This is a genomic window from Microbacterium sp. Y547 (assembly GCF_057669785.1).
Window position 1 is genome coordinate 95,324 of sequence record NZ_JBYHFN010000006.1, and the last position, 17,622, is coordinate 112,945.

At 70.1% G+C, this 17,622-nt stretch carries 13 protein-coding genes; 5 read left to right on the forward strand and 8 right to left on the reverse strand.

The annotated features are described in order from the left end of the window. Position 1: 1 nt before the first annotated feature. The gene (locus AC25Y0_RS11255; RefSeq protein WP_488121827.1) at positions 2-1,336 is read left to right on the forward strand and encodes a cryptochrome/photolyase family protein; all 1,335 of its coding nucleotides are present in this window, start codon (positions 2-4) and stop codon (positions 1,334-1,336) included. 3 nt (positions 1,337-1,339) lie between these two features. On the opposite strand, the gene AC25Y0_RS11260 is transcribed toward AC25Y0_RS11255, so the two are convergent. The 6 genes from AC25Y0_RS11260 to AC25Y0_RS11285 all read right to left on the reverse strand — a co-directional run bounded on the left by AC25Y0_RS11260 (position 1,340) and on the right by AC25Y0_RS11285 (position 9,283). Next, the gene (locus AC25Y0_RS11260; protein ID WP_488121826.1) at positions 1,340-1,840 is read right to left on the reverse strand and encodes an Ig-like domain-containing protein; all 501 of its coding nucleotides are present in this window, start codon (positions 1,838-1,840) and stop codon (positions 1,340-1,342) included. A 133-nt stretch (positions 1,841-1,973) separates the two neighbouring features. Continuing rightward, positions 1,974-4,040 carry an alpha-galactosidase gene (locus AC25Y0_RS11265; RefSeq protein ID WP_488121825.1) on the reverse strand — a complete coding sequence of 689 codons (2,067 nt, stop codon included), beginning with the start codon at positions 4,038-4,040 and terminating at the stop codon, positions 1,974-1,976. A gap of 7 nt (positions 4,041-4,047) precedes the next feature. Further along, complete coding sequence (locus AC25Y0_RS11270; protein WP_488121824.1) at positions 4,048-5,379, reverse strand: ABC transporter substrate-binding protein; 1,332 nt, start codon at positions 5,377-5,379, stop codon at positions 4,048-4,050. Between the two features lie 69 nt (positions 5,380-5,448). Continuing rightward, positions 5,449-6,348, reverse strand: a complete 900-nt coding sequence (locus AC25Y0_RS11275) for a carbohydrate ABC transporter permease (RefSeq protein WP_488134677.1) — start codon at positions 6,346-6,348, stop codon at positions 5,449-5,451. Then, positions 6,345-7,274 (reverse strand): carbohydrate ABC transporter permease, encoded by a 930-nt coding sequence (locus AC25Y0_RS11280; RefSeq protein WP_488121822.1) that lies wholly within the window; start codon positions 7,272-7,274, stop codon positions 6,345-6,347. The genes AC25Y0_RS11275 and AC25Y0_RS11280 overlap by 4 nt, the downstream gene beginning before the upstream one ends. After that, positions 7,271-9,283: a beta-galactosidase gene (locus tag AC25Y0_RS11285; protein ID WP_488134678.1), complete on the reverse strand. Its 2,013-nt coding sequence runs from the start codon at positions 9,281-9,283 to the stop codon at positions 7,271-7,273. Before AC25Y0_RS11285 ends, AC25Y0_RS11280 begins: the two co-directional genes overlap by 4 nt. 232 nt (positions 9,284-9,515) lie before the next feature. Here AC25Y0_RS11285 and AC25Y0_RS11290 point away from each other — a divergent pair, with 232 nt between their 5' ends. The 3 genes from AC25Y0_RS11290 to AC25Y0_RS11300 all read left to right on the forward strand — a co-directional run bounded on the left by AC25Y0_RS11290 (position 9,516) and on the right by AC25Y0_RS11300 (position 13,858). Continuing rightward, positions 9,516-10,544 carry a LacI family DNA-binding transcriptional regulator gene (locus tag AC25Y0_RS11290; RefSeq protein WP_488121820.1) on the forward strand — a complete coding sequence of 343 codons (1,029 nt, stop codon included), beginning with the start codon at positions 9,516-9,518 and terminating at the stop codon, positions 10,542-10,544. A 166-nt stretch (positions 10,545-10,710) separates the two neighbouring features. Then, positions 10,711-12,702 (forward strand): alpha/beta hydrolase, encoded by a 1,992-nt coding sequence (locus AC25Y0_RS11295; RefSeq protein ID WP_488134679.1) that lies wholly within the window; start codon positions 10,711-10,713, stop codon positions 12,700-12,702. Between the two features lie 91 nt (positions 12,703-12,793). After that, positions 12,794-13,858, forward strand: a complete 1,065-nt coding sequence (locus AC25Y0_RS11300; RefSeq protein WP_488121818.1) for an LLM class flavin-dependent oxidoreductase — start codon at positions 12,794-12,796, stop codon at positions 13,856-13,858. Positions 13,859-13,861: 3 nt separating this feature from the next. Here AC25Y0_RS11300 and pheA read toward each other — a convergent pair whose 3' ends face one another. After that, complete coding sequence (pheA, locus tag AC25Y0_RS11305; protein WP_488121817.1) at positions 13,862-14,812, reverse strand: prephenate dehydratase; 951 nt, start codon at positions 14,810-14,812, stop codon at positions 13,862-13,864. A gap of 100 nt (positions 14,813-14,912) precedes the next feature. On the opposite strand from pheA, the gene pgm reads away from it, so the two are divergent. Next, the gene (gene pgm, locus AC25Y0_RS11310; protein WP_488121816.1) at positions 14,913-16,553 is read left to right on the forward strand and encodes a phosphoglucomutase (alpha-D-glucose-1,6-bisphosphate-dependent); all 1,641 of its coding nucleotides are present in this window, start codon (positions 14,913-14,915) and stop codon (positions 16,551-16,553) included. Positions 16,554-16,556: 3 nt separating this feature from the next. Here pgm and AC25Y0_RS11315 read toward each other — a convergent pair whose 3' ends face one another. Beyond that, positions 16,557-17,510, reverse strand: coding sequence for a LacI family DNA-binding transcriptional regulator (locus AC25Y0_RS11315; RefSeq protein ID WP_488122280.1), 954 nt, complete (start codon positions 17,508-17,510; stop codon positions 16,557-16,559). Between the last annotated feature and the right edge of the window lie 112 nt (positions 17,511-17,622).

A 17,622-nucleotide genomic window follows, 5' to 3' on the forward strand; every position in this document is an offset into this window, starting at 1 on the left:
CGTGATCGCCCCGTCGGTCGTCTGGTTCCGCGACGACCTGCGCCTGGCCGACAACCCCGCGCTGCACGCGGCGATCGACCGGGGTGGACCGGTCGTGGCGCTCTACGTGCTCGATGAGGAGTCGCCCGGCGTCCGCGCACTGGGGGCAGCGGCGCGCTGGTGGCTGCATCACTCGCTCGCTTCGCTCGGGGCGCGCCTGCGCGAGCGGGGTTGCAGACTCGTGCTGCGCCGCGGACCCGCCGGCCGGGTGCTGCGCCAGGTCGTCGCCGAAACGGCCCCGGCCGCCGTCTTCTGGAACCGCCGCTACAGCGAGCCCGAACGCGAGATCGACACCGAGCTGAAGTCCTCCCTGCGGGACGCGGGGATCGACGTCGCCTCGTTCGGGGCTTCTCTCCTGCACGAACCATGGGAGGTGCGCACAGGAACCGGGACACACTATTCGGTCTTCTCGCCGTTCTGGCGCGCCTGCCTTGCACTGCCCGCTCCCCGGTCCCCTCTGCCGGAACCGCACGAGATCCCGGGCCCCGGCCGTGCGCCCGCGTCGGACGACCTCGACGACTGGGCGCTGCTTCCCACCGCCCCGGACTGGGCCGGGGGCCTGCGCGAGACGTGGGAGCCGGGCGAGCCGGCAGCCCGCCGACGCCTGTCAGAGTTTCTGAGGAACGACGTTGCCTCGTATGACCGTGCACGCGACGAACCCGCGGCAGGAGCGACGTCGCTGCTGTCGCCGCGGCTGCGCTGGGGCGAGGTGAGCCCGCACACCGTGTGGCACGAGGCGATCGCGGCGGGCGAGTCGGGCGGCTTCCTATCCGAGCTCGGCTGGCGCGAGTTCGCCTGGCACACCCTGTTCCACAAGCCCGACCTGGCGGGGCGCAACCTGCGGAGCGAGTTCGATGCATTCCCGTGGCCGGCGCTGAACACCGCTCACCTGCACGCCTGGCAGCGGGGTGAGACGGGGGTCCCGCTCGTCGATGCGGGCATGCGCGAGTTGTGGCGCACGGGCTTCATGCACAACCGCGTGCGGATGGTGACAGCGTCGTTCCTCATCAAGAACCTGCTCATCGACTGGCGGCGCGGCGAGGAGTGGTTCTGGGACACGCTCGTCGACGCGGATGCCGCCAACAACCCGTTCAACTGGCAATGGGTCGCCGGGTCAGGCGCCGATGCTGCGCCCTATTTCCGGGTCTTCAACCCCGAACTGCAGGCGAAGAAGTTCGATGCCGACGGCCACTACGTCTCGCAGTGGGCCGGCGACGCGCCGACCGAGCCCATCGTCGACCTCGGCGAGACACGAAGGGCCGCCCTCGCGGCATACGAGGTCGTCAAGCGGAGCTGACGATCAGCGTCCGAGCGAAGCGAAGACTCCCGCGATGACCCGGGCGACGAGTTCGCTGAGCCACTCGAGCGACGGCGGCTCGTGCTCGGTCACGTCGAAGGCCGACGTGACGGTGCGGGCGCTGCCGGCTGCGTCGGTGACCGTCGCGCTGATCGTGTACGCACCGGCAGCGAGGTCGGCCGGCAGCGCGTACGAGCCGATCCAGGTGTGCGCACCGATCGAGGCGGTGGCCGACGTGGAGCCGACCGCTGCGATGAACGTGCCGTTGGCGTCGTAGAGGTCGATCGTGAGCCGCTCCAGCGGTGCGGCGTGCGCCGCCGACAGCGTGACGTCGCCGAGGCTGCCCCGCACGAGCGACGCGCCCGCGGCGGGCGACTCGATCGCGAGCGCCGGCGAGGCGGTGCCCACGGAGTCAGAGAACCCGGTGGCGGTGGATGCGACGGCGGTCGCCGGAACGGCGATGAAAAAGGCTTGCGCGACGATGACTGCGGCCAGGCAGCCCACGACAGCGCGCCCACGACGGTGCGTTAGCAAAGGACAACTCCCCAGCTGTGATCTTGCGATCAGTTCCCCAAACGGAAGCCCCGCGCTCCCGCATGCAACGTATCAAGAACCCGGCGAATCCGGAAGCATTCGATCACCCTCCAATCGCGGTCGCCGAGATCACGAGTGCCCCGCCGGGAGTGAGCAGCGGCATCGGCAGGCCCAGCGACGTGAGCACCGACCCGGGCAGCTCCACACCCTCCGCCAGCCAGGGCGGTGGCGCATCCTGCACGACCCGAGGCTCAGCCCCGATGTCGAGGGTCTCGACGCGGTAGCGGCGGTGGGGGTGGAGACCGCAGAGGCGAAGCGGCGCCGGGAGCGCGGCATCCGTCGCCGCGACGACCCCGTACGAGAAGAGCGCGCGACCGCCGTCGTGCGCGACCACCCCGTGCGCCATGATCGCCGGGTCGGAGTCGTCCAGTCGCACGACGCGGCCCGTGTGCAGCAGATCGCGGTGCCGGCGGTGCACGCTCGTCCACCGCCGGAGCGCGTCACGCTCGGCGAGGGTGATCCCGGTGAGGTCGGACTCGATACCGGCATGGCCGAAGAGGGCCGTGGCGAGGCGGAACGAGAGGTCGGACACGCGCCCGGTCGTGTGGGCGCGGGCGTCGCCGACGTGCGAGCCGAGGTATTCGGGCGGCACGAGCACACCGGTCCAGCGCTGGATGCGCTGACGCTCGAGCGGGTCGTTCGTGTCGCTGGTCCAGACCCGGTCGACACGGCGCAGGATCTCGAGGTCGATGCGGGCGCCGCCGGACGCGCACGACTCGATCTCGAGCAGCGGGTGTGCCGTGCGAAGGCGGTCCAGCAGGCGGTAGAGAGCGCGCACCTGGTCACGTGACCCCTCGATGAGCAGATCGCGGTTGTGGTCCCACTTCAGGTATGAGATCGGGTATTCGCGCAGCAGGGCGTCCAGCCGGGCGAAGAGGTGGTCCTCCACCTCGGGGTTCGCGAGGTCGAGGACGTGCTGCCAACGCCACGTCACCGATTCGGGATCGGTGAGCAGCCACTGCGGATGCTGCCGCACGAGGTCGGATTCCAGGCTCGCCATCTCGGGCTCGACCCAGAGCCCGAACTGCATGCCCGCCGCCGTGACCCGCTCGGCCAGCGGCGCGAGGCCTTCGGGCCATTTGGCCGGGTCGACCACCCAGTCCCCGAGCGCGCGCCGGTCATCGGTGCGCCCGGTGAACCACCCGTCGTCGAGGACGAAGCGTTCGACACCGACGTCGGCGGCCGCTGCGACGAGCGGCTCGATGCGCGACAGGGAGTGATCGAAGTAGACGGCCTCCCACGTGTTGAGCGAGACGGGACGCGGACCCTGATGCGTCGACCACGACCGCACCCACGGGTGCAGTCGATCGGACAGCCCGTCGATCCCCTCGTCGGACCAGACCGCGACGACGGTCGGCGAGACGTAGTCGTCACCGGCGGCCACGTCGAGGTGCTCGAACCGCTCCCCCGCGCCTACGACGGTGGGCCCCAGGGCGGTGCGCTCGAACCACTGACGCCGGTCCCCGCTCCAGGCGACGTGGGTCGCCCAGACTTCGCCCGCGCCGAACCCGAACCCGGTCGTGCCCGCCATCATCAGGAACGGGTCGTCGTGCCCGCCGCGGCCGTGCCGGCTCTCGCGCAGCCACACCCCGTGCGCGGGGTGAAGTCGCTGCGGTTCACGCTCGAGGGCCCAGCGGCCCGAGAAGTCGACGACCTCGCGGGCGCGCGCGGGCACCGGAAGCACGACGTCGGCTGCGCGCAGCCGCAAGGGCGTCGAGCCCAGGTTGCGGACCATCTGCCGCACGAGAAGCACCCCGTGCACGGTCATCTCGAGGCGGGTCGTGACCGCGGCATCCGCCCACCGACTCGTGACCTCGACGACATCGCCCTCGCGCGTCGTCGAGACATGTCGAGGAATGCCTCGTACGGCGTCGATCGACAGCGCCGGGCGACCTGACCACCCCTCGCCCAGAGCGGGCAGGAGGGGCACGGCAAGTGGGGCATCGATCGAACTCGGCCCGACGGCGGGGATGCCCGCGTCGCCCAGAGCGGCGAGGTCGGCGTCGGTGAGCGCCCCCAGATCGCCACCCCAGTGGGTGACACGGGGAACGCCCGCGCCGCGGGAGTCGAGCACGAGGCTGACTCCCGCGGCGCGGAGGTGATGAATCACGCGCAGATCACTCCGCGACGGGGATGGACTGCGCCTTGAGCGTCGAGATCGTCGACGACTGCGCCGACTCGAGCGCCTGCAGGAGCGTGCCCTGACCCGTGACGGCCTTCTGGAAGCCGTCCGAGACGTCGGCGTAGGTCTGCGTCATGGTCGGACCCCACACGAAGTCGGGGTTGACCTGCTCGGCGGCCTCGGCGAAGACATCGTAGATCTTCTGCCCGCCGTAGAACTCGACCCCTTCCTGCAGCGATGCGAGGCTGAGCCCCTCGGTCGTGGCGGGGTAGATGTTCGCCGAGACGTTGAGCGCCGTCAGCGACTCCTCAGACGTGTTCAGCCACAGCGCGAACTTCGTCGCCTCGTAGAGGTGATCGGTGCCCTTGAAGACCGCGATCGACGAGCCGCCCCAGTTGCCGGCGCTCTGCTCGCCGGCTTCCCACTGCGGTGCCGAAGCGACCGACCACAGACCCGCGGTGTCGGGTGCGCCGCTGGAGATCGAGTTGGCACCCCAGACGGCCGAGACCCAGCTCCAGACCTCGCCGGAGTTGTAGGCGTTGTTCCATTCCTCGGTCCATGCCGGGTACGTCGCGACGAGGTCCTCGTCCAGGAGCTCCTGCCAGTAGTCGGCGACCGTCGTCGACTCCTCGCCGGTCAGGTCCACCGTCCACTGGTCGCCGTCGTTGGTGAACCAGTCACCGTTGGCCTGCCAGACGAAGCCCGCGAACTGGTTGATGTCGGCGGTGGAGAAGTTCGTGATGTAGCCGCCGGCCTCGCGCACCTTGACGGCGGCATCCTTGTACTCGGCCCACGTCGTGGGAACCTCGATGCCGTTCTGCTCGAACAGGTCGGAGCGGTAGAACAGCGCCATCGGGCCCGAGTCCTGCGGGATGCCGAACACGCCGTCGTCGGTGCCGAGGGTGACCTGGCCCCACGTCCACGGGATGAACTCGGATTCGGCGGCGACGACGTCTTCGCACGCGGCGAGGTTCTCGAGGCCGTCCTGCACGCGGAAGCTCGACAGCGCGTCGTACTCGATCTGGCCGAGATCGGGGGCGTTCCCCGCCTCGAGCTGGCTGAAGAAGCTCTTGTAGGTGCCCGAGTTGCCGTTGGGGCCCGTCTGCACGCGCACCTGGATGTCGGGGTTCTCCTCGTTCCAGACCTCGACGACATCTTCGATGCCGGGGATCCACGACGTGAAGTCGAGCGTGACGTCGCCGTCGGCGGGGGCGCACGCGGCGGCGTCGACGCCGTCGCTGCCACCGTCACCGGCGGCGCATCCGGTCATCGTGATCGCGGTGAGCAGTGCGACGCCCGTGGCGACTGCCCTCTTGGTGTTCTTCATGATGTTCCTAACTTGGTGGGGGTGTTCTGCTGTATTTCGGATGCCGCCGGCCGGGGCCGACCGCGGGGATCACTTCACGGAGCCGCTGCCCAGTCCGTTGCGCCAGAAGCGCTGCAGCAACAGGAAGGCGATGATGAGCGGGACGATCGAGAGGAACGAGCCCACGAGCACGTACGTGCGCAGCTCGGGGATCTGGTTCAGTTGCGTGTTCCACGCATAGAGGCCGTAGGTCACCGGGAAGAGCTCTTCGCTGCGCAGCATGATGAGCGGCAGGAAGAAGTTGTTCCAGATCGACACGAACTGGAACAGGAAGACCGTCACGAGAGCGGGCATCATGAGGCGCACCGAGACTGTGAAGAAGGTGCGCACTTCGCTCGACCCGTCGATCCGACTCGCTTCGATGAGCTCATCGGGCACCGACGACGCGGCGTAGATGCGACTGAGATAGACACCGAACGGGCTCACGATGCTCGGCAGCAGCACCGCCCAGAACGTGTTGGTGAGGTTGACCTGGCTGAACAGCAGGAAGAGCGGAAGCGCGAGCGCCGTCGCCGGAACGAGGACACCGCCGAGCACGATGTTGAAGAACGTCTCACGCCCGCGGAAGCGGTACTTGGCCAGCGCATACCCGCACATGCCGGCCACGACCGTCGCCAGCAGCGCGCCGATGCCCGCGTAGCCGAGGCTGTTCAGCAACCACCGCAGGTAGACCCCGTTGCCATACGCCAGCAGGTCGCCGACGTTGTCGAACAAGTTCCAATCGGCGAACCACAGTGCGGGAGTGGTCAGCAGATCGCCGCGGTCCTTCGTGGAGGCGATGAACAGCCACCAGATCGGAACCAGGAAGTACAGCGTGAACACGCCCATGACGATGAGCGCGGCCCCGCGGGACAGGATGCTCTCGCGCGGCCCTCGCGACGGGGCGAGGTCGTCCGCGGTCGCGCCGCGGGTGCGGGTCAGGAGGCTCATGGGTTCGCCTTCCGCTGGGTGAGTCTGAGGAACACGAACGAGAGCGCGAAGGTCGCCAGGGCCAGCACGACCGAGAAGGCCGCGGCGAGGTTCGTGTTGGGGATGGCGCTCGTTGCGTAGATCGTCATGTTCGGCGTGAAGCTCGACGAGACGGCGGCGCTGAACGAGCGGAAGACCTGCGGCTCGGCGAGCAGCTGCAGGGTGCCGATGATCGAGAAGACAGCGGTGAGGATGAGCGCGGGGGCGACCATGGGGATCTTGATGGACCACGCGATCCGGATCTGTCCGGCTCCGTCCAGTCTCGCTGCCTCGTACACCTCGGACGGGATGGCCAGCAGCGCCGAGTAGATGATGAGCATGTTGTAGCCGACGAACACCCACGTGACCACGTTGGCTATCGACCACAGGACGAGTTCCGGCGAGAGGAAGTTGATCGCGCGCGTCACGTCGGTGAACGGCGACAGGTTGGGCGAGTAGAGGAAGCCCCACATGATCGCCGCGATGACCCCCGGAACGGCATAGGGCGCGAAGAACGCCAGCCGGAAGAACTTCTTGCCCTTCAGGGCGGGCGAGTCCAGCAGCAGCGCGAACAGCAGCGCGAGCCCGAGCATGATGGGCACCTGCACGACACCGAACAGCAGCACGCGGCCGACCGCCTCCCAGAACGGCGCATTCTGGAAGACGTAGATGTACTGCGTCAGTCCGCCGAAGACCTGCTGTGGCGCGCCGTATGTACCCTCGCGCTGCACGACCAGCAGCGACTGCCATACGGCGTAGCCGATGGGCAGGAGGTAGAAGAGCAGGAAGAGCACTCCGAAGGGTGCCGTGAAGATCGCGATGGCGCCCTTGTGCGGGGTCTTGCGGCGGGGCGGCCTGTCGGCGGGTGCCCGTCGGCGGCGAGGCGCCTGTGCCTCGAGAACAGTCATGCCCTCTCCTCTCGAACGACACGCACGGCGCCGGCCGGCACGACGACGGCTCCGGCCGTCGGCATCCCGGTGATCAGCTCTGTGCCGGCGACGGTCGCCGTGATGTCGACGTCGCCGTGGTTGACGACGAAGACGTAGGAACGGTCGTCGGCGCGACGGCGCACGATCTCGTAGCGGCCACCCTCTGCGCTGACGGCAGCGGGAGCCGAGACACCGGCGGCGGCGACGAGGCGTGCCATAAGTGCACGGTACGCCTGCGGGTCGGGCAATGTCGCGACGTACCACGCGTCGCCGTCGCCCCAGGTGTTGCGCGTGACGGCGGGGGCCCCCGCCGAGGGGCCGTCGACGAAGGATGCCACGACCTCTGCCGTCGTCGTGCGCGTGCGCTCGGACCACAGCGATGCCGTGGTGCCGTCGTCGAGGTTCAGCGTCGTCTCGGGGGCGGTGGGTGCGAACTCCTCTACCCGGATGCCGAGAGCGTCGCGGAAGGGACCGGTGTACCCACCCGTCCACACCCGGTCCTCGGCGTCGACCGTGCCGCTGTAGAACGTGACCAGGGCCGTGCCGCCCGCAGCGACCCAATCGGTGATGACGGCGGCTTCCTCGGCGCGCACGAGGTGCAGCCCCGGAACGACGACGAGACGGTACCCGCTCAGGTCGGCACCGGGCGCGACGACGTCGACCGTGACGCCGAGCGCGTGCAGCGCGTCGTAGGCGGCGTGCACCTGATCGAGGTATCCCACGGCCTGGCTCGGGCGCGACATCGACTGCGTCGCCCACCATGCCTCCCACGAGTAGACCAGCGCCACCTCGGCGACGACGCGGGTGCCGGCGACCTCGCCGAGACGCTGCACCGCCTGACCGAGCTCGACCACCTCGCGCCACAGCGCCGAGTCGGTGCCGGCGTGCGGCAGCATCGCGGAGTGGAACTTCTCGGCGCCCTGCACGGATGCCCGCCACTGGAAGAAGCACACGCCGTCGGCGCCGCGAGCGACGTGGGTGAGGGAGTTGCGCACCATCTCACCGGGCTGCTTGGCGAGGTTGAGCGGCTGCCAGTTGACCGCGCCGGTGGAGTGCTCCATGAGCAGCCACGGCGCGCCATGACCGAGCCCGCGGGTGAGGTCGGCGGCGAAGGCCAGCTCGACGGTGGGATCGGCCAGCCGGTTGTCGAGGTAGTGGTCGTTGGCGATGACGTCCATCTCGGGTGCCCACGACCAGTAGTCGAGGTTCTCGATGTGCGCCGTCACCATGAAGTTCGTCGTGATGGGCCGGTCACTGCGCGGTCGGATGACCTCGGCCTCGGCCCGGTAGTAGTCGAGCAGCTGGTCGGAGCTGAAGCGGTGGAAATCCAGCGCCTGGCCGGGATTTCCGAGCGACAGCGTGGACCGCGGGGGCAGGATCTCGTCCCACTCGCGATACGTCTGACTCCAGAAGGCCGTGCCCCACGCGGTATTGAGCGCCTCGATCGTGTCGTAGCGGGCCTGCAGCCAGCGACGGAAGGCGGCGGCGCTCTCATCGCAGTAGCAGAGGGCGTTGTGGCATCCGAGTTCGTTCGAGACGTGCCACAGGCTCACCGCGGGGTGGTTGCCGTACCGACCGGCGACTTGTTCGACCAAGCGCAGCGCGGCTTCGCGGAAGACCGACGAGCTGGGGCAGAACGCCTGGCGGCCGCCGAACGAGTGGCGCGTGCCGTCTTCGGCCATCGGGAAGAGCTCGGGGTGCTGTCGCGTCAGCCACGCGGGCGGTGAGGCCGTGCCGGTGCCGAGATTGATCCGGATGCCGGCGGCGTGCAGTCGCTCGAGGATGTCGTCGAGGCGGGAGAAGTCATATTCGCCGGCGCGGGGCTCGATGTGCGACCAGCCGAAGATGTTGATCGCGACGAGATCGACGCCCGCCTCGCGCATCAGCTCGATGTCTTCTTCCCACACCTCCGGAGCCCACTGCTCGGGGTTGTAATCGCAGCCGAAGGCGATGCCGTCGTGCTCGAAGGGGCGGTGGGGGCGGGTCATGCTGCGGTCCTCGACTCTGTGAACGTGCACAGCTGGAACCGAGATGCATCTGCGTTACGACGCTGTGAACGTGTACAGAGTAAGCACGGCCCTCGACGCTGTCAACACCGCGCCAGCCTTCCGGCGACTGGCCAGGCCGCATCCGGGCGGGCATACCGCGTCGTCCCGATCGTCCGCCCTGGCCTCACGGCCGGATGGCGGCGGCGCGGCCGGGTGCGCGCGTGCCCCTACGATGGGCGTCGTGGAGAGCACAGGTCGCCGCCGTCGAGCCACGGTGAAGGACGTCGCCCTTGAGGCAGGCGTCTCACGCGGCACCGTCAGCCGGGTTCTCAACGGACAGCGCTACGTGTCCGACGAGGCCCGCACCGCCATCGACGCGGCGATCGAGAAGGTCGGATTCGTCCCCAACCGCGCCGCGCGCAGCCTCGTCATGCAGAGCTCGCAGGCCATCGGCCTCGTCGTGCACGAACCCCACTCGCTGTTCGTCGAGGACCCGAACATCGCCTCGATCCTGCTCGGCGCGAACGCCGCCCTGTCCGAGGCCGACTACCAGATGGCATGTCTCATCGCCGACTCGCCGCGCGACATCGAGCGGCTGTCCCACTACCTCGGCGCCGGGCTCATCGACGGCGTCATCATCGTCTCTGCCCGCGTGGGCGACCCGATCACGCAGGCCGTGCAGAAGCTGCAGCTGCCCGCGGCCTTCGTCGGCCACCCGCGCGACATCGGCGAGGCCGCATACGTCGCGATCGACAACCGGGGCGCCGCGCGGCAGGTCACGACGCGCCTCGCGGAGACCGGCCGCGCACGGATCGGCATGATCGCCGCCGCCCTGGACCGCGACTCCGGTTCGGACCGCCTGGCGGGTTTCGTCGACGCGCTCGGGCACCACTTCGACCCGCAGCTCGTCGAGAGCGTGCCGCTGTACTCCTTCTCGGACGGGCAGAAGGGCATGCGCGCCCTCTTGGAGCGCGCGCCCGACATCGACGGCGTCTTCGCCTCGAGCGATGCGGTGGCCGCCGGCGCGATGGAAGTCCTGCAGGCAGCGGGGCGCGTCGTGCCACGGGATGTCGGCATCGTCGGGTTCGACGACAGCTCCTGGGCGCTGCGATGCGACCCGCCGCTGTCGACCGTGCATCAGCCGGCGAACCAGCTGGGACGCGCCGCGGCCGAGTCGGTACTGCGCCAGCTGCGCGGCGAACCGGCCGCGAGCAAGGCGACGGTGCTGGACTGCCCCATCGTGTGGCGCGCCTCAGCCTGACCGATCGGCCATCGCGCCAGACGGTTGACAGTGCCGGGGCCCGGTGTCACCCTGTGTACGTGCACAGGGCCAACCGCTCGTACCTGTGAACGTGCACACACTCGGAACACCCCCGCCGAGGCGCATCGCACCGATGACGCGCTCACCCACAACGAAGTAGGAGCACGTGAACATCACCGTCCCCCCGCGGCGCAGAGCCGCACTCGCCGGAGGGATCGCCGCCGCCGTGGCGGTGTCCCTCCTCGCTTCTCCTCCCGCGACCGCGCAGACCCCCGCGCCGGTCCCGCAGGCCGTGCAGACCGCACCGCCCGTCTCGGTGTCGATCGACCTCGAAGGCACATGGAAGTTCACCAAGGGCGACGACCCCGCCTTCGCCGCGCCGGGCTTCGACGACTCGGCCTGGTCGGACATCCGCGTGCCCGGCGACGGCACGCCCTTCGCCGACTACGACGGCTTCGGGTGGTACCGCCTGGACTTCGTCCTGCCCGCAGAGGCGCAGGGCGCCAACCTCGTGGCATCCCTCGGGTTCCTCGATGATGTCGACGAGGCATTCCTCAACGGCGTGCGCATCGGCGGGTCCGGCACCATGCCGCCCGCCGCGAGCAGCCAGTGGTTCGAGAAGCGCCTCTACCCCGTGCCCGCCGACGCGCCCGTCTTCGGCGGCGAGAACACCCTCGCCGTGCGCCTCTACGACATGAGCGGCGGCGGCGGCTGGTACGAGGGGCCGGTCGGCATCTTCTCGAAGGACGCCGTGCGCGAGAACGTCTACGGCATCTCGGGTCCGCTCGCCGATGACGCGCAGACCGCTGCCGTCAGCGCCGTCCTCGCTGCGCAGCGCGCCGCGCTGGCCGCCGGCGATGCCGACGCCTACCTCGCGACCCTCGAGCAGTCGTACTTCCACGACGGCCGCACGAAAGAGCGGCGGGACCGCGAAGTGCGCTCATGGCTGGCCGAGTCCGGAACGCTCTCCCTCAGCGACAGCGAGGTCGAGGTGGTCGCCGGTCCCGATGGAACGCTCATCGTCGACACGAACCGTACGATCACCGGCACCCGCGACGGCGCGAGCCACGTCTTCCAGCCGGCCGCGCAGGAGTTCCTGCGCTTCTCGCCCGAGACCCTGCGCGAAACCGGCAACCAGTCGCGCTTCTTTCGCGAGACCGTCGATTCCACGCTCGAGGGTGCCCCTCGGGAGTTCGTGACCTACCTTCCGCCGTCGTACCTCGAAGAGCCGAACCGGCGCTACCCCGTGGTCTATCTGCTGCACGGCATCAACGGCGGCAGCCGCGAATGGGAGCCGCGCGACATGGATGACGTACTGGACGCGCTGTGGGCCGACGGGCTCGCCGAGACCATCGTCGTCATGCCCGACGGCGAATCCCTCTGGTACGCCGATCAGCCCGGCGGCACGCCCTGGCGCAGCATGTTCCTCACCGAGATGATGCCTCTCGTGGACGCCGAGTACCGCACGCTGCCCTCGCGGGAGTTCCGTGGCCTGTCGGGGGTTTCGATGGGCGGGTTCGGCGCCTACTCCATCGGCTTCGCCAACCCCCAGCTGTTCTCGTCGCTCGCCTCGCACATCGGCGCGTTGAGCTTCTCGTCGGCGGGGTTGTCGACGCCGCTCTCGCAGGCGGCCGCCATGAGCACCGAGCAGCTGTCGCAGTACTCGTTCTACTTCGATGCGTGCGAGTTCGACGAGTACCGCTTCGACAACGCCGCCCGCACCATGAGCGCCACGCTCACCGCGAAGGGCGTGCCGCACACGTGGCTCGTCGAGCCCGAGGGCCGGCACAACGACGCCTGCTGGATGCCGCACCTCAGCGACTCGTTCGGCATGCACTCCGACAGCTTCCGCTCGTCGGGCCTGATCGAGGAAGCGCTCACGGTCGACGCGACCCCGCGCACACTCGGCGGCAAGGTGTACGTATCGGTCTCGGCGACCAACAACCAGACGACGCCGGCCGACATCGTGATCACGACGCCTTACGGCGCCAAGACGTTCGCCGCGGTGGCACCGGGCAAGACCGTCGCCGTGTCGGTGAACTCGCGTCTGGCCGCGGTGCCTGCTGGCCAGGCCAGCGTCACGGCGACCTGGACCGTCGACGGCGATACCGTGACCGAGACGCGGACCGCGCCGTTCGGCGTGTTCCCCTCCCGCTGAGTCGGACGATCGTGAGGGGCGGGGCTGGCAAGCAGCCCCGCTCCTTCGACTGTCCGGAATCATCCCCGGCACCGGCGGGTTGTGCCAGAGGATGTCTGCTTCCGCCGCTCCTGCCCTGTCCGTCCTCGACCTCGTGCCCGTGCGCACGGGGCAGACCAGCCCCGAGGCCGTCGCGGCGTCGCTCGGTCTCGCGCAGCACGCCGACAGGCTCGGCTATCGCCGGTACTGGTTCGCCGAGCACCACAACATGCCCGCGGTCGCCTCGACGTCGCCGCCCGTCCTGATCGCAACGGCGGCAGCACGCACGACGACGATCCGCGTCGGCTCGGGCGGGGTCATGCTGCCCAACCACTCGCCGCTCGTCGTCGCCGAGCAGTTCGCGGCGCTCGAGGCGATCGCCCCCGGGCGCATCGACCTCGGGATCGGCCGTGCCCCCGGCAGCGACCCGGTCATCTCGCAGCTGCTGCGCATGTCCGGAACGACGAGCGACGTGGAGCGGTTCCCCGAGCACATCCGCGACATCCTCGGACTCGTCTCGCCCGACGGCGCTACCGTGCGGTTCACCTCGGGCGGCACGTACGACGTGCATGCGACCCCGGCGGCGCGCACCGTGCCCGAGGTCTGGCTGCTCGGCTCGAGCGACTACTCGGCTCAGCTGGCGGCGAGCTTCGGCCTGCCGTACGTCTTCGCGAACCACTTCTCGGGTGAGGGCCTGGACCGAGCGCTCGATCTGTACCGCTCGCGGTTCCAGCCCTCCGCGCTGCTCGACGCCCCGCGGACGTTCCTCACGGCGAACGCGATCGCAGCTCCGACCTCAGACGAAGCCGAGGAGCGCGCTCTTCCGCAGCTGCGGATGATGGCGCGGCTGCGCACGAACCGGCCGCTCACGGCGCTCGAGTCCGTCGAACAGTCGATCTCGGGGGCGGCCGACTTCGACGCCCTCGCGCAGTCGATCATGGCGTCGTCGCGCGCGAACTGGTTCATCGGCACGGGTGCCGAGGTCGCGGCATCCGTCACGGCGTTCGCCGCGAAGCACGAGGTCGACGAAGTGATGATATCGCCCGTCGCCGGCTCGTACGAGAACGAGCCGATGGACACCGCGCACGGCCGCGCACAGACGCTCGAGCTTCTCGCCGCCGCGATGACCGCGGCGTGACCATCAGGCCGCGGGCTCGCCGCTGACGAGGGCCCGCAGCCAATCCCGCGCTTCGACGAAGACATCGTCGGCATACCGGTCGGGATAGCGCACGACCTGGCGGTCGGCCCGCGGGTACGAGCCGAGGAAGATCACGCGAGGGCTGAACCGGCGCAGCCCCATGAGGGCGTCCGCGACGCGCTCGTCGCGGATGTGCCCGTCCGCGTCGATGACGAAGCGGTAGCGTCCCATCTCATCTCCGATCGGACGCGACGCGAGCAGCGACAGGTTGATCCCCCGCGTCGCGAACTGCTCGAGCATCTCGAGCAGCGCGCCGGGGTACTCCTCGGGAAGCTCGACGATGAGCGAGGTCTTGTCGGCGCCCGTCGGCTCGGGCGGCTGCACCGTGCGACTCACCAGCACGAAGCGGGTCACGGCGTTCGGGTTGTCGCCGATCTTCGATGCGAGCAGCTCGAGATCGTGATGATCGAGGATGCCGGGCGGCGCGATCGCGGCATCGGCGTTGCTGGAGCCGTCCACGATGCCGACAGCGCTGGCGACATTGCTCGCGGCGGGCAGATGCGCGTGCGCGGGAAGGTTCTTGGTGAGCCATTGCAGGCACTGCGCGTAGGCGACGGGGTGCGCCGCGACGAGTGAGACGTCGTCGAGCCGCGTGCCGCGCGCTGCGACGAGCACGAACTCGACCGGCACGAGGTACTCCCCCACGATCCGCAGCCCCGGCACGGTGGCCAGGGCATCCTGAGCCGTCGAGACCCCGCCGTCGACCGAGTTCTCGATCGCGATCATGGCGGCATCCGACCGCCCCGTGACGACGTCGCCGAGCGCTTCGCCGACGTTGCGCACGGGCCGCCAGCGCTGGCCGCGGGCCTCGGGAACCTGCGCGAGGGCTGCTTCGGTGAAGGTGCCCGCGGGCCCGAGGAAGCTGTACGTGCGGGTTCCGGGCTCGGCAGTCACCCGCTCAGCCTACGCCGCACCCGCATCCGGGCACCGGGTGTCCTGCGGCTCATCGGACGTGTCCCGTGCGTTGCAGGCCCGCTGCGGGCAGACTGGGACGATGAGCCGAGCTGGACAGCCCGCCGAAGCATCCGACCTGATCGACGTCGACGACCTGATCGCGGCGTACTACGACCGCAGGCCCGACCCCGACGAACCCGCGCAGCGCGTCGCCTTCGGCACGAGCGGCCACCGCGGCTCGTCGCTGTCGTCGAGCTTCAACGAGGACCACATCCTCGCCACGACCCAGGCGATCGTGGACTACCGCCGCAGCCAGGGCATCGAAGGGCCGCTCTTCCTGGGCCGGGACACGCACGCCCTCTCCCGCCCCGCCGAACGCAGCGCGATCGAGGTGCTCGTGGCCAACGGCGTCGACGTGCGCGTGGACAGCCGCGATTCGTGGGTGCCCACCCCAGCCCTCTCGCACGCGATCCTGACCTACAACCGCGGTCGCGACATCGCCGACACCGGGCGCGCCGACGGCATCGTCGTGACGCCGTCGCACAACCCGCCGCGCGACGGCGGCTTCAAGTACAACCCGCCTCACGGCGGGCCCGCCGACACCGACGCGACCGGATGGATCGCGACGCGCGCCAACGAGCTGATCGCCGCGGGATTGGCCGGGGTCGCCCGCACCCGTTACGCCGACATCGAGGCGGAGTCGATCGGCACGTACGACTTCCGTGACGCCTACGTGCGCGACCTCGTGACGATCATCGACCTCGACGCGATTCGCCGGGCGGGCGTGCGGATCGGCGCAGATCCCCTCGGTGGCGCCTCGGTCGACTACTGGGCGCTCATCGCCGATATGCACGACCTCGACCTCACGGTCGTCAACCCCGACGTCGATCCGACGTGGAGCTTCATGACGCTGGACTGGGACGAGAAGATCCGCATGGATCCTTCCTCGCCCTCAGCGATGGCCTCACTGGTCGCACGGCGCGACGAGTACGACATCCTGACGGGCAACGACGCCGACGCGGATCGCCACGGCATCGTCACCCCCGACGCGGGACTGATGAACCCGAATCACTTCCTGGCGGTCGCGATCGACTACCTGTACGCGCATCGGCCCGGCTGGCCGGCCGATGCCGCGGTCGGCAAGACACTCGTGTCGTCGATGATCATCGACCGGGTGACGGCGGCGCTCGGCCGGCAGCTGTACGAAGTGCCGGTCGGCTTCAAGTGGTTCGTGCCCGGACTGCTCGACGGGTCGATCGCGTTCGGCGGCGAAGAGTCTGCCGGCGCCTCGTTCCTGCGCATGGACGGCTCGGTCTGGACGACCGACAAAGACGGCATGCTGCTCTGCCTGCTCGCCGCCGAGATCCTCGCCGTCACGGGCAAGACGCCGTCCGAGCGCTATGCCGAGCTCGAGGCCGAGTACGGTGCATCCGCGTACGAGCGGGTCGACGCGCCCGCGACGCCGGAGCAGAAGGCCACGCTCGCCCGGCTCTCGCCCGACGCCGTCGCGGCGTCGGAGGTGGCGGGCGAGCCGATCACGGGCAAGCTGTCCCACGCTCCCGGCAATGGCGCGGCGATCGGCGGACTCAAGGTGCAGACCGCCGATGCGTGGTTCGCCGCCCGCCCCTCGGGCACCGAAGACGTCTACAAGCTGTACGCCGAATCGCTGCGCGGACCGGAGCACCTCGCTCAGGTTCAGGCCGAAGCGCGCGCCGTCGTCGCCGAGGCCCTCGACGGCTGATGCTCAGGGCGCGCTGTCGCGCACGATGAGCGTCGTCGGGGTGACGTGCGCTGCGACGGGTGCGCCGTCGATCGCCGCCGTGAGGGCCAGCACGGCGCGCTCGCCGAGCGCCTGGAAGTCCTGGCGGACCGTGGTCAGCGGCGGGCGGAACTCCGCGGCATCCGGCACATCGTCAAAGCCCACCACGGCGACGTCTTCGGGGATGCGGCGACCGGAATCGGCGAGAGCGCGCAGCAGGCCGAGCGCCATCTGGTCGTTCGCCGCGAAGACGGCCGTGACGTCGGCGGGCAGCGCCGCGGCCGCGCGGTGACCGGAAGACGCACTCCAATCACCGCGGAGCACCTCGGGCCGGGCCGCCCCCGCCGCGGCGAGCGCTTCGCGCCAGCCCCGCTCCCGCTCATCTGCGGCGAACGACCCCGCGGGGCCCGCAATGTGCCAGACGGTCTCGTGCCCCGACGCGAGCAGGTGCCGGGTGGCGGCGAGGGCGCCCCCGGCGTGGTCCGAGTCGACCACGCCGAAGCGCGGGTCAGGAGGCGAGTCGACCACGACCAGGTGCAGCTGCGCGGGCGCTTCGGCGTCGCGCGCCAGGGCGGTCGCCTCGTTGAGCACGATCGCCCCATCGACGCCCTGGTCGCTCAGCCGCTCGAACGCGTCGGTGAGTGAGGCCCGCTCACTGGCCATGACAAGAGCGAGCGCGTAGCCGCGCACCGCAGCGGCGTCGGACACGGCCTGCAGCATGCGGAAGTTGCCGACCGTCGCGAGGGTCGACGCGACGACGCCGATCGTGCCGCTGCGGCCGGTCCGCAGAGCGCGCGCGGCGCGGTGCGGGCGATAGCCCAGTGCGGCCATCGCCGCCTCGACCCGGGCGCGGGTCGTGGGGTCGACGCGCGGGCTGCCGTTGACGACCCGGGACACCGTCTGCCCCGACACCCCGGCTCGCGCGGCGACGTCGGCCATCGAGACGCGGCGCCCGTCGGCGGCGGGTCGGGGCCGGGGGCTGCGCCCGCGGCGAGCCTCGTGGTCGCGTTCGAGACGCTCGAAGGCACGCATCTCGGGATCCACCGGCACC

Coding starts and splice junctions, on each gene's coding strand:
- AC25Y0_RS11285 (WP_488134678.1), bottom strand. CDS start 9,283: ATGACCCGCCCCCACCGCCCCTTCGAGCACGACGGCATCGCCTTCGGC.
- AC25Y0_RS11290 (WP_488121820.1), top strand. CDS start 9,516: ATGGGCGTCGTGGAGAGCACAGGTCGCCGCCGTCGAGCCACGGTGAAG.
- AC25Y0_RS11300 (WP_488121818.1), top strand. CDS start 12,794: ATGTCTGCTTCCGCCGCTCCTGCCCTGTCCGTCCTCGACCTCGTGCCC.
- AC25Y0_RS11275 (WP_488134677.1), bottom strand. CDS start 6,348: ATGAGCCTCCTGACCCGCACCCGCGGCGCGACCGCGGACGACCTCGCC.
- AC25Y0_RS11280 (WP_488121822.1), bottom strand. CDS start 7,274: ATGACTGTTCTCGAGGCACAGGCGCCTCGCCGCCGACGGGCACCCGCC.
- AC25Y0_RS11315 (WP_488122280.1), bottom strand. CDS start 17,510: ATGGCCGACGTCGCCGCGCGAGCCGGGGTGTCGGGGCAGACGGTGTCC.
- pgm (WP_488121816.1), top strand. CDS start 14,913: ATGAGCCGAGCTGGACAGCCCGCCGAAGCATCCGACCTGATCGACGTC.
- AC25Y0_RS11270 (WP_488121824.1), bottom strand. CDS start 5,379: ATGAAGAACACCAAGAGGGCAGTCGCCACGGGCGTCGCACTGCTCACC.